15 protein-coding genes and 1 pseudogene are annotated in these 10,526 nt (G+C 43.5%); 8 read left to right on the forward strand and 8 right to left on the reverse strand.

Translation table 11 applies throughout. The features are described 5' to 3' along the window. Window positions 1-110: 110 nt before the first annotated feature. Window positions 111-308, reverse strand: a complete 198-nt coding sequence (locus GVY04_14630) for a hypothetical protein (GenBank protein NBD17321.1) — start codon at window positions 306-308, stop codon at window positions 111-113. 245 nt (window positions 309-553) lie between these two features. Between GVY04_14630 and GVY04_14635 the strand changes: the two are divergent. From GVY04_14635 to GVY04_14660, 6 genes and pseudogenes are all read left to right on the forward strand, one after another. Continuing rightward, window positions 554-781 (forward strand): annotated as a pseudogene (locus GVY04_14635) (Holliday junction branch migration protein RuvA). Window positions 782-856: 75 nt separating this feature from the next. Next, window positions 857-1,063: a DUF2281 domain-containing protein gene (locus GVY04_14640; GenBank protein ID NBD17322.1), complete on the forward strand. Its 207-nt coding sequence runs from the start codon at window positions 857-859 to the stop codon at window positions 1,061-1,063. Continuing rightward, window positions 1,060-1,443 carry a PIN domain-containing protein gene (locus tag GVY04_14645; GenBank protein ID NBD17323.1) on the forward strand — a complete coding sequence of 128 codons (384 nt, stop codon included), beginning with the start codon at window positions 1,060-1,062 and terminating at the stop codon, window positions 1,441-1,443. Before GVY04_14640 ends, GVY04_14645 begins: the two co-directional genes overlap by 4 nt. A gap of 162 nt (window positions 1,444-1,605) precedes the next feature. Then, complete coding sequence (locus tag GVY04_14650; GenBank protein NBD17324.1) at window positions 1,606-1,839, forward strand: hypothetical protein; 234 nt, start codon at window positions 1,606-1,608, stop codon at window positions 1,837-1,839. Beyond that, a complete protein-coding gene (locus tag GVY04_14655) occupies window positions 1,829-2,179 on the forward strand; it encodes a type II toxin-antitoxin system RelE/ParE family toxin (protein ID NBD17325.1) in 351 nt (116 codons plus the stop codon). Before GVY04_14650 ends, GVY04_14655 begins: the two co-directional genes overlap by 11 nt. 61 nt (window positions 2,180-2,240) lie before the next feature. Beyond that, complete coding sequence (locus GVY04_14660) at window positions 2,241-2,813, forward strand: Uma2 family endonuclease (GenBank protein ID NBD17326.1); 573 nt, start codon at window positions 2,241-2,243, stop codon at window positions 2,811-2,813. 120 nt (window positions 2,814-2,933) lie between these two features. Here GVY04_14660 and GVY04_14665 read toward each other — a convergent pair whose 3' ends face one another. From GVY04_14665 to GVY04_14695, 7 genes are all read right to left on the reverse strand, one after another. Beyond that, window positions 2,934-3,941 carry a PhnD/SsuA/transferrin family substrate-binding protein gene (locus GVY04_14665; GenBank protein ID NBD17327.1) on the reverse strand — a complete coding sequence of 336 codons (1,008 nt, stop codon included), beginning with the start codon at window positions 3,939-3,941 and terminating at the stop codon, window positions 2,934-2,936. 5 nt (window positions 3,942-3,946) lie between these two features. Further along, window positions 3,947-4,693 (reverse strand): ATP-binding cassette domain-containing protein, encoded by a 747-nt coding sequence (locus tag GVY04_14670; GenBank protein ID NBD17328.1) that lies wholly within the window; start codon window positions 4,691-4,693, stop codon window positions 3,947-3,949. Window positions 4,694-4,793: 100 nt separating this feature from the next. Further along, window positions 4,794-5,522 carry an ABC transporter permease subunit gene (locus GVY04_14675; GenBank protein ID NBD17329.1) on the reverse strand — a complete coding sequence of 243 codons (729 nt, stop codon included), beginning with the start codon at window positions 5,520-5,522 and terminating at the stop codon, window positions 4,794-4,796. Between the two features lie 96 nt (window positions 5,523-5,618). Next, window positions 5,619-6,512, reverse strand: coding sequence for a tetratricopeptide repeat protein (locus GVY04_14680; protein NBD17330.1), 894 nt, complete (start codon window positions 6,510-6,512; stop codon window positions 5,619-5,621). Window positions 6,513-6,608: 96 nt separating this feature from the next. Then, complete coding sequence (locus tag GVY04_14685) at window positions 6,609-6,929, reverse strand: c-type cytochrome (protein NBD17331.1); 321 nt, start codon at window positions 6,927-6,929, stop codon at window positions 6,609-6,611. Between the two features lie 138 nt (window positions 6,930-7,067). Further along, window positions 7,068-7,394, reverse strand: coding sequence for a hypothetical protein (locus tag GVY04_14690; GenBank protein NBD17332.1), 327 nt, complete (start codon window positions 7,392-7,394; stop codon window positions 7,068-7,070). Window positions 7,395-7,507: 113 nt separating this feature from the next. Next, the gene (locus GVY04_14695) at window positions 7,508-8,701 is read right to left on the reverse strand and encodes a SidA/IucD/PvdA family monooxygenase (GenBank protein NBD17333.1); all 1,194 of its coding nucleotides are present in this window, start codon (window positions 8,699-8,701) and stop codon (window positions 7,508-7,510) included. 64 nt (window positions 8,702-8,765) lie between these two features. On the opposite strand from GVY04_14695, the gene GVY04_14700 reads away from it, so the two are divergent. Together GVY04_14700 and GVY04_14705 are read left to right on the forward strand one after the other, a co-directional pair. After that, entirely contained in the window at window positions 8,766-9,929 is a 1,164-nt protein-coding gene (locus GVY04_14700) for a zinc ABC transporter solute-binding protein (GenBank protein NBD17334.1), read from the forward strand. A 9-nt stretch (window positions 9,930-9,938) separates the two neighbouring features. Then, a partial coding sequence (locus GVY04_14705; GenBank protein NBD17335.1) for an ATP-binding cassette domain-containing protein occupies window positions 9,939-10,526 on the forward strand: 588 nt, incomplete at its 3' end.

The raw sequence follows: 10,526 nt of genomic DNA on the forward strand, positions 1-10,526 counted from the left end.
TTGGGCAACTGGCTCAGTTCTTCCGCCTTGGGGAACGAGTGCTCTTGGCTCATCATCATGGCTTCAGCTTAACCCTTTTTTGACTCCTGTCAACCCTTATCCCTGAATCCTTACCTAAAAAGTTGTTCATAGCTATAGTGAATAAAAGGAATTGGTGCAAAATTTCCCATGACTCCGAACGCAACCGTGGATACGGGATCGAGTCCTAGTGCTAGTCCTGCCGGAATTGCGAGATAAATTTCAGCATAGGGAAAAAAACCCATGAAAAAGACGGTTAAACTTTGAGCAAAGTAATCAGCTAGGTTCATGTTTTTAAGTGGTGAAATTCATTTAAAGTTATTTCTGTTTTCTGTCAAAGTAGGGCAAGGAAAAACTGATACATAATAATAGGTTAGGAGTTACACCCCGTTACGAAATCAAAAGTCAGGCTTTCGGAGATGGGGTGCGTAAGCCCTGTAGCAATAGAATAGGTAATAAACTCTGAATTAACCGTAGGGTTTGCCTTGCCCACCCTACAATTTAGGTTCTTTTCCTTATTTCCCAGTCTATCCTTCAACTCGCCCAATGGCACACCGAATCGGGATTAGTGAAAAAAGGGGATGAAAGTCTTGCGCCGAAGCCGGAAGTTCGGGAAGATGTGGAGATGACTTTATTGGCGTTGGGTTATTCCAAGGAAGAAATTGAACAGTCTTTGTCAGTGGTTAGTCAAGATTCCCTGCTAGCCAAAAATCCTAACCCAGAAGATTGGATTCGTAGCGCGATCGCATGGTTAAGTCAGTAACAGCGTTAGGATATACCTTATGATCACGCAGTTAAGCCAACAAATTTAAAGCCAAAGCAAGGAGGTTTAAGTCAAATGATTACACTCAAGGGAACGTATCAAAATGGAACCATCAAACTTGATGAACCCTTACCCGAAAATTTAGAAGGGAAAAAGGTCGAGATTACTGTGAAGGAAAGCTCCATGCCAAAACGCCGTCAGAGTGGGAGTGCTAAAGGACAAATTTGGATATCTCCTGATTTTGATGAATCTTTAGAAGACTTTGAACCCTATTTAAGATGAACGTTTTAATTGATACACATACTTTCTTATGGTTTATCAATGATAGTCCTAATTTGAGCAGTACAGCAAAAGATTTGCTAGAATCGGATAATGAGGTTTGTTTGAGCCTTGCCAGCATTTGGGAAATTGCCATCAAAGTTAGTTTAGGAAAACTAGCGTTGCCAACCACGGTTGGTGAATTTATTCCAGAACAACTTGAACTTAATCAGATTAATATCTTACCCATACAAGTTAGCCATTTAGATACTGTCGCTTCACTTCCGTTTCATCACCGCGATCCCTTTGACCGATTGATTATTGCTCAAGCAATTTGTGAACAAATTTCGGTTGTTAGCGTTGATCAAGTGTTTGATCTTTATGAGATAAAGCGCCTTTGGTAATTCCTCATAGGAAAAAATTCAACATACGTGGTAAGGATTCGCTGCTAGCGAAAAATCCCAATCCCGAAGAATGGATTCGTAGCGCGATCGCGCTTTCTAATCGGAGTTTGATAAGATATTTGTTAAGTATCTCAGTATTAGTCCACGTATGGAGATTAGGCTATGCTAAAGCTACAAATTACAAAAGACCAAGTTTTTAGTTTAATCGATCAACTGTCACCTGAAGAACAAAAAGAAATCCTCCAATATCTTATTGAAAAAACAGGGAATCCATTTGATCCTGATGATACTCCTGATGAAATTGCCATAAAAAATCTTGAGGAAGGACTAAAAGAAGCAATTAATGGGAAAACGATTCCTCTATCCCAAATGTGGGAGGGAATTGATGTCGAATGATTTCTCAAGTATCCAAATTCTACTCACCCCTCGCTTTAAAAAAGACCTCGCTCAACTAGCAAAACGTTACCGATCAATTCGCAAAGATTTAGAACCCCTCATTGAACAGCTACAAGCTGGAGAAATAGTGGGCGATCGCGTTTCCAATGTTAACTATCAGGTTTTCAAAGTTCGCCTCAGAAATAGCGATATCAAAAAAGGCAAAAGAGCAGGTTATCGGGTGATTTACTATCTCAAAACTAAGGATAGAATCATCTTGGTAACGATCTATTCAAAAGCCGACTGGTCTGACATCCAAAATAAGGTTATTGAAGAGATTATTAAGACATTTGAGAGTTGAACTAGTCTAGAAAAAAGCGCGATCGCGTGGTTAAGTCAGTAATACCATGGGGAGACACAGGATGGTTACACAGTTAACACAACAAGGTTATACCCCTGCCGAGTACCTCGAATTTGAGGCAGAGGCAGAAACCCGTCATGAATTTATCAATGGAGAAATTATACCCATGGCAGGGGGAACCACGAACCATAATGAATTGATAACGAATTTATGTGTGTTGCTAAAACCGAGTTTAAGACAACAAGGAAAACGACTTTACTCGGAAAATGTACGTTTATGGATTCCATCTCCAAAGGTGTTTATCTATCCTGATGTCATGATTTTGGAAGGTGAACCAGCGTATTATGGCGAGAGTCAAACCACCGTCACCAATCCAGTGGTGATTTTTGAGGTTTTATCGGATTATACCCGCGATTATGATCAGGGACGCAAATTTAATTTCTACCGCAGTTTAGAAACGTTACAGGAATATATTTTAGTTGATCAAGAGACAACCACAGTCATGATCTATCGGCGAGACACAAGTAAGAATTGGCACTTAACTATCTTAGACGATGCCACCGAGGTAGTAAAGTTAGACTCAGTCGGTGTGGAACTTTCCTTAACGAGAATTTATGAAGGAGTTAGCCTCTAGCGTTTCATGGAAGTGACAGAAAGTTCAATTTTTAATTACTTGAAACCGTTGTCGTTTCACCATGGCGGAGTGATCGCGCTTCACTAAACCGTAGGGTGGGCATTGCCCACCTAATACCAATTACCCTTCAACATAAAAATCAGCGTTGGGCAGTTTCCCTCCCAAAAGTTTAGGATTGACCTGCATCAGCGACTGATAAAAGACTTCCAACTCTGACTGCGCTTCCGCTGCGCTGAGATATTCAAACCGATTTTTAGCCAAAGATTGCTCAATCACTGCTGGCGGTAGTTCCATATATTTTGACCCTAACTCCGCTGCTGCGGTGGGGTTTTCTTGTATCCAGTCCAGAGAGTTTCGCAACTCAGTATGGATTAATTCCACTACATCGGGATGCTGGTCTGTCAAACTCTTTAAGATGGAAACCCCTGCTTGCGGAAAACGTGCGGTTTGACCCGTGACTTCTCCCCAAGTTTCTCGAAAATCTAAACTGTAAAAAAGCTCGATGTTTTGTTCTTTTCCTTTCGCGACAACAGCGCTAGCGCGAGGTTCAGCAAATACTCCTGCTTCTCCTTGTCCCACCAGCAACAGTTGAGCCGTGGATTGAAAGTCTTGAGTAGAAACAATGGTTAGGTCTTCATCTGGGTTGAGTCCCGACTGAGTAGCGAGAAAACGGAAGATCATTTCTGGCATACTGCCTTGAAATGGAATCAAAACCGACTTCCCGCGCAAATCTTCCCAAGTGGTAAGGCTACTATCTGGAGAGAGAACATAAATATTGCCCCAAATCATGACATTGAGCAAGCGTAGAGGAAACTCCCGTTGATAGAGTCCAGCAGACAGTAAAGTAGGGTTGGCAGCCATCTGTCCTTGTCCAGAGGTTAACAAAGCTTTGATTTGTTCGTGGTTGCGAACGGGAATAAACTCTAGATTGGGGACTTTTTGCGAGAGACGGCTTTCTTCAATTAGGTAAGCAAGAGGAATGGCGAGTAAAATAGGAGAACCGCCAATCCCTAGAGAGGACAGTTGTTCACCCTGAGAAGGGGGCGTTTGACGATCGCAGCTACTAGCAGCAGCTAACCCTGCGCTGGCGGTCATGATTTGTAAAAAACGGCGACGATTGTATTTCATAGGACTTAAAAAAGAGAGAGAGGTGTTTCAAGACTAAAACTCGCTGCGACTTCTGGAACGGCTTGCAACTGAGCTAAAATCCGATAAATATAAGCAGCATCCCGTTGTTGAAGCGGTTTTTCATTTTCCCAGCAATAAACCATCCGAGCCGGTCGCGCTGAAAAAACGATTAAATGATCGGCCATGAGGACTGCTTCGGCGAGATCGTGAGTGACTAAAATAGCGGTAGTTTCGTGTTCGGCGACCCAATTCATGACTAATTTTTGGGCTTGTCCTCGTGTTCCCAAATCAAGAGAACTAAAAGGCTCATCCAATAATAGTAAGCTGGGATCAATGGCAAACGCTCTAGCCAGATTGACCCGTTGTTTCATCCCGCCACTGAGTTGCTGGGGATAGAGGTGAGTGGCATCGGCTAAACCCACTTTTTCAGCGAGGGTATGCGCTCTTTGCCGTCGTCGTGTTTGATTGACTCTTTGGGCTTTCAGACCAATGGCAATATTTTCTACTGCGGTGTACCAAGGGAATAAACGAGGTTCTTGAAAGACATAAGCAACGGATGATAGGCTTTGCGCGACCTTTCCCGCAGTGGGAGAGACTAAACCGGCAAGGAGATTGAGGAGAGTCGTTTTGCCACAACCAGAAGGTCCCATCAGACACAAAATTTTGCTGGGTTTAACGCTGAGGCTAATCTCGTCTAAAACGAGTCGCGATCCATATTGGTGAGTAATCCGATCGAGTAATTGTACAGTCATTAGTCATTAGTCATTGGTCATTGGTCATTTGTTATTTGGTCACTGGTCACTGGTCACTGGTCATATTTCCCCCCTTTCAAAGGGGGGCTAGGGGGGATTTCTAACTTTTATCCGTCCAAGGGAGAAGACGCTTTTGCAGTTGCCTCAGTAAGGTATCTGAGGTTAAAACTAAGATAATGGTGATAACAATCCAAGCCATAACCTGTGCCGTATCAAGGTTTGCTCGAGCCGTATTGAGTTCTGCACCAATGCCTGTTGGGGTTGCTAAAACTTCCGACATGATGGCAACCCGCCAAGAGAGTCCTAATCCTGTGACCATCACGGGAAGAAGTTGAGAAAGGAGATGAGGAAAATAGAGAGATTGAAACAGAACTTTCCCTTGCATTTGGTAAACTTGAGCAACCGCTAACAAGCGAGGGTCGAGAGTACTGATGGTTTCCGCGCTTGCTGTAAACAGGATGGGTGAGACGGTAACGGCAACCGTAAAAATGGAGTTGGTATCCCCTAAGCCAAACCACACCATCGCTAAGACCAGCCAAGCAATGGGCGGTGTCCCTAAGAGGGCAGTGGCAATGGGATTGAGAGCTTGTTTAATTCGGCGCTGTGTCCCTGCAAGGCTGCCCAAGAGTCCTCCTGCTATGACTGCCAGTCCGAAGCCGGTGAGGGCATGAAAAACCGTTGCTCCCACAGCAGACATTACTTGCCCTTCCCAGAGGAGGGTTTGCAGGGCGACTCCAACTTCGATCGCGCTGGGTAAAATCACACTGGTGTAGCCTTGGGCTGCCCATTGCCACAGCAGAAGGATGATAATGAAAGAGATTAGCCCCATGCCAACTCATACGGTTAACCGAAGTTCAGCTTAAGGGAGAGTGGGCGCGATCGTCAAAAGACAGGCTGTCAAACTTCATGGCGCGATGACGTTTCTTTAGACATAACTAACATTAGCGACTGTTGTTTGTAATTGATCAATCAGACGACGAACTTCGATGGCTGCTTGCGCTTTCCCTTGATGATTGAGAAGATTAGCAGCAATTTCTAAATCTTCGATTGCTATTTGTGTCTGGTTCAATTGCTCATAGGCGAGTCCTCGGCTAACATAAACGGAAGGATTATCGGGAGAGTGTTTAAGGGATTTTGTAAAGTAAAAAATGGCAGTTTGATGTTCCCCTAAGTAGTGGCAAGCACAACCGAGATGATAATGAGTTCGGCTATCATTCTGGTCAATTGCTAGGGCTTTGGCAAAGTCGGCTTTTGCCATTTCATACTGTTGTTTTTCTAGATAAACAATTCCCCGATCATTATAAATTGTTGCTTTTTCTTGTTGATCTAATGATTGAGATTGCAAGGCTTGATTATAATCAGCTAAGGCTTGATCATACTGCGCGATCGCGCTTTGAGCCAATCCTCGATTGTATAGCGCTTGGGGATGTTCGGGAGTTTGCGCTAAGACTTGATTATAATTTTTAATCGCTTTCGGATAGTTACCACTGCGATAATAAGCTAAACCGCGCCATAAGTACGCCTGAGTTAGTCTGGGATTTTGTTGCAAGGCTGTAGAACAATCAGCGATCGCGCGATCGTAGTTTTCTAGATTGAGATGAGCAAAACACCGATACTGCTGTGCTTTAATTTCTTCAGGATTGCTATTTAGAATCTCATCAAAAATGGATTGGGCTGCTTGATAATTTTCTTGATAGAGCTGTTGTAAACCTGACTCGATTAAATCATTTGTCGGACTCGCATTGACGGGCAAACAAATAAAAATTAAACTCAATTGAATGAGAAAAAAACGAAAGCAATTCCGTAAAAACAGTAACATAGTGACTTAAATAAGATTAACGACAAAGAGGTAGAAGAAATCTCTAGTCAAACAGCAAGGTGCATTTTAAGTCATACACCCTGCTTGCCTAAAAAATTACCATCCTTTTTCGGCTTGGCTTAAAACATACTCAGCCACCGCTTCAATTTGAGATGACTTTAATCTTCCTCGAAAAGCTGGCATTGCTCGTTTTCCATTGGTCACTTGGTAAACAATCGCTTCTTTAGAATCCATATTATATTTCTCAAGCGCTTCTTTTTTCAGCGTTTTATTTGCCATAACTCGATTGCTTCCCCCAGCATGGCAAGCGGCACAATTCGCTTGAAAAATTTGTTCGCCATTGGGTTCAGCGTGAGCGGGAGGTGCAATTAAAACAGAAGAAATGAGAATGATTAATGCAATTACTTTCTTGATCATGAAGCCAATTTAATGAAATCAACCCCTGAATCATGACATAGCTAAAATCACAATGCAAAAGACAAGTTGTCAAATTTAGCGAAGGGTTGAAGGTTGAAAGTAAGAATAATAAAAAATCTGAAAAGTGCCAAATTCAACTTAATGAGACATATTATGACCATCCATTTCTTCTTCTCCTTGTAATTCTTTTTGAGAAGAATCCTCGCCTATATTGAGTTCAATGAGAGTCATATTTTTTTCTCCAACACTAACTAAGCCCATCGTAATCTGACCAATCGAAAGAATTCCCATAGAAACTAACCCCATTGAAAATAGTCCCATGGGGATTAAACCAATTGAGATCAGACCGTGGGGAATCGCACCAATAGAAATTAAACCATGAGGAGAAATACCAATACAAAATATTCCGTCGTGAGGGGCAACACCAATATTAAATAGTTTTTGGTTTTTTAGAGAAAATCGCATTGCTCAATTATCCGCTAATCAGTTGCACAGAAGGATAAGCAATTTTTTATGACTTCGTCAAAAGACAAGCTGTCAAATTTGATGGTGCAACAAAAATTTTCCTACCTTACTGATTAGGTGAGAGCAAGACTAGGTTTCGTTAAAGCGGGAACAATCAAATCACTTGCCATCCTTGCCCCTGCTATATTTCTGGCAACGGGTCCTACTTGTAACCCAGCCCATGCGCCCATCATAAACAATTCACAGCCTTGCCAACGCAAATGGGAATCGAGAACAGGTAAACCATTAATGACTTTGATGGGATATCTTTCCCGAATCAGTGAGAGTAAGGGGTGTTCCTCCACATTCGTTTCATGACCGGTTCCTAACCAAATGCGATCCACATTCAGACACTGACCATTATTGCAATCAACGTGCCAATAATCCCCTTCCCAAACCGCTTGTTTCACTTCACAGTGCGGAGATAGTATCACCTTTCCTTGATGCTGTTGTTGCCGTAACTGGGTCATCACACTGGGAGTCATCGATCCGCCATTCCGCGCTGTTTGTAATAACTGAAAGCGTTGATACCAGTCAGTTTCCGCCCAAAATCCCTTGAGATATTTTGGACCCAGCCAACCCGGATCAGCATCAAATAGTTTTTCTTGAAAATTGTGCCTTGCCATTAAAATCACCGTTGCCCCTAACTGCGAGGCACCCAAGGCTAAATGCCCACTGGTTAAACCACCGCCGACAATCAAAATTCTTTCACCGTGCAGATTTAAATTCCGTAAATCAATTTGGCTACTGTGGCACAACTGATGACGCAAGTGTAAAGATGACACCTCTTTTGCCCAGTCGGGAATAATCGGTTTTCCCGCCCCCACTGCTAAAACCACTCGTCGCGCTGTCAGGGTTTCTCCTGTGGATAAGTGCAGTTGAAATTTGTGCTGAAGAGGAGCAAGACTCAGTACCCTTGCGGGATATACTGTATTTTGCAACTGCCATTTTTGAATTAAATCTTCGCAAAAGTCTTGAAACAACTGAGTTCCAGGTAAATCATACGGCGGAAAAAATTCATTGCGACGATGTTCGCCAAAGTTGCGGAGGGCTTGCGGGTTGGGATGAGGATGATGGGGAGAGGGCGATCGCAGATGGGGAATCTGAAACGCACCAAATTGATGATACCATTGCTGCATCCACCTCCCAGAGGGATCGAAAACCATCAAACGATTCCGCATCAACTTTTTCTTTTGTAACAGATGTGTGACAAGGGTTAAGGCTTGGGGTCCCGCGCCAATAATGGCGATGTCGATTGAAGTCTTCATGATGACAAAATAGAGCTTTTATAATAAGATGATAATCATTCTCATATAAAAAACAACATCAGCTATGTTTTTCCAGCATCGATCGTCATTCCTTCTCGCCAGTCTCCTCGCGTTGGGCTTAGGAAGCTGTGGTCCCACTGCTACTCCTCCTAATGAATCTCCAGAAACGAACAATGAGACAGCAGAAGCAACATCAGAAGAAGCGTTGCAGATTGTAACCACCTTTTTGCCGATGACTCACTTTACCAAAGCAGTGGTGCGCGATCGCGCGGAAGTGACCCAACTACTGCCCACCAATACAGGACCTCACGATTATCAAGCGAAACCCACTGATGTCCAAACCATTGCCAATGCCGATGTTTTGGTGAAAAATGGGCTAGAACTCGAAGTCTATTTAGAGGACATGATCGCCAATGCGAATAATCCCGATCTTGTGGTCATTGATAGCAGTGAAGGGATTGCAACCATTGCTTATGAAGACGACGGTCATGATCATCACGATCATTCAGACCATGATCATGACCACGATCATGATCACGACCACGATCATGGAGAAAAAGCTGAAAGCCATGATCACGACCACGATCATGGAGAAAAAGCCGAAAGCCATGATCACGGAGAACAGGGTCACAGCCACGATCATGGGGAGTTTGACCCCCACGTATGGCTTGATCCCAAACGCGCAATGGAACAAGTGGAAAACATCCGCGATCGCCTGATTGCAGTTGATCCAGAAGGAGAAGCCATCTACACTGAGAATGCTAATGCTTATCTCGAAGAACTCAAAGCCCTAGATGAAGACATTTCTGAGAAGCTAAGTCCTTATGCGGGAGAAACCTTTATTACCTTCCATGACTTCGCCAACTACTTCGCTGAAAGCTACAACTTAGAATCACAATTCCTCGTGGATATCCCAGAAGAAAACCCTTCCCCTGAAGATGTGAAGAGAGTGATTGATACGGTGCAAGCAGAGGAGATTAAAACACTGTTGACCGAACCCCAAGCGGGAGAGAATTCTTTTTCTGCGTTAGCCAAAGACCTCAACGTTAAGGTTAGTGTCTTTGATCCAGTGGCAACCGGAGATGTAGAAGCTGTTCAACCTGAATATTATCTCGAAGTCATGCGCCAAAATGTCAATAATTTAGTCACTGGGTTGGAAGGAAGCACTCAGTCTCATTTACTTGTCCCTCAAGACGCTTCCTCACAAGCGGTCGCCTTAAGGTTTTAGGAGTGGGAAATGTCCCAATCGGTATTAGAAATTGAAGACTTGAGTGTCTATCGGGGAAGTCATCTTGCTGTGGAACAAGTTTCTCTGAGTTTAAGCGTAGCCACTGACACCGCAATTATTGGTCCGAATGGTGCAGGGAAAAGTACCTTCATTCAGTCTATTTTGGGGATTTTACCGCGCCATCGTGGGGAAGTGTTCATTTTAGGATATCCTCTCACGCGCAAAGGAAAGTTAGATCAACGAGTGCGTCAACAAGTGGCATATCTTCCCCAGAATTTCGGCTTTGATCAACGGATTCCCATTCAGGTGGAAGAGTTTGTGGGATTGGGTTGGCATCGTTTGGGCATCCAATTTCCTTGGTCGCATCAAAAACAATGTCGCCTTGCTGTGGAAGAAGCCTTAAGCCGAGTGGAGGGTCTTTCTCTTCGCCATAAACCGATCAGTGAACTTTCTGGAGGAGAAACGAAGCGGGTGTTACTTGCTTACTGTTTGGTAAGCCCACGACGCTTGTTGATTTTGGATGAAGCCCCCGCAGGCTTGGATTTTCGCGGTGAATCAGACTTTTACCAGTTACTGTATGAACTTAAAAAAGAACAG

It is taken from the genome of Cyanobacteria bacterium GSL.Bin1, assembly GCA_009909085.1.
Classification (GTDB): domain Bacteria; phylum Cyanobacteriota; class Cyanobacteriia; order Cyanobacteriales; family Rubidibacteraceae; genus Halothece.